Below are 1,098 nucleotides of genomic sequence, written 5' to 3' on the forward strand. Positions count from 1 at the left end.
TCACTCGTAGGCTGCGAACCCGGTCAGATCCTCCCCGAGAATCAGGGTGTGGATGTCGTGGGTCCCCTCGTAGGTGTACACCGTCTCCAGATTGGCCATGTGACGCATCGGCGAGTAGTCGGCGGTGATGCCGTTGCCGCCGAGCATCTCGCGGGCGATGCGGGACTGGTTGCGCGCCATCCGGACGTTGTTGCGCTTGGCCATCGAGACGTGCTGGGGGCGCATGTCGCCCCGTTCTTTCAGGTCCGCGAGGCGGTGGGCGAGCAACTGAGCCAGGGTGATCTGGGTGGCCATCTCCGCGAGTTTGTCCTGCTGGAGCTGGAAGCGCGCGATGGGGCCGCCGAACTGGTCGCGGTCGGTCGCGTACTGGCGCGCGGTCTCGAAGCCGTCACGCGCCGCACCGACGGCACCCCAGGCGATGCCGTAGCGCGCCTGCGTGAGACAGCCCAGCGGACCGCCCATCCCCTCGACGCCGGGCAGGAGGTTCTCCTCGGGGACGTACACGTCGTTGAGACCGATCTCGCCCGTGATCGACGCGCGCAGGGAGAGCTTCTCGTCGATCTTGTTCGTGCTGACGCCGTCCCGATCGGTCTCGACGAGGAACCCCCGAACCGGCGTGTCGGGGTCGGTCTTGTCCCGCGCCCAGACGACCGCCACGTCGGCGATGGGGGAGTTCGTGATCCAGGTCTTCGAGCCGTTCAGCACGTACCCCTCGTCGGCTTCCTCGGCGCGGGTCTCCATCGCGGTGGGGTTCGAGCCGTGTTCCGGCTCCGTGAGGCCGAAACAACCGACCGCGTCGCCGCTCCCGAGTTTGGGCAGCCAGTGGTCTTTCTGCGCCTCGCTGCCGTAGGCGTGGATCGGGTACATGACGAGTGCGCCCTGCACGCTGGCCATCGAGCGCAGGCCCGAGTCACACGCTTCCAGTTCCTGCATCAGGATACCGTAGGCTTTCTCGCTGACGTTGGGCGAACCGTACCCTTCGAGGTTGGGCGCGTAAAAGCCCATCTCGCCCATCTCTGGAATCAGGTCCTTCGGGAACGTCCCCTCGATCCAGTGCTCGCCGATGTCGGGCCGCACTTTCTCGTCGACGAACTCGCG

The 1,098-nt window shown here is 66.6% G+C and carries 1 protein-coding gene; it reads right to left on the reverse strand.

The window, feature by feature from the left end; genetic code table 11:
- On the reverse strand, positions 1 to 1,098 hold a 1,098-nt coding region (locus EAF64_RS20645; protein WP_129070859.1), incomplete at its 5' end, for an acyl-CoA dehydrogenase family protein.

This window comes from Halorientalis pallida, from assembly GCF_004118325.1.
Lineage (GTDB): Archaea > Halobacteriota > Halobacteria > Halobacteriales > Haloarculaceae > Halorientalis > Halorientalis pallida.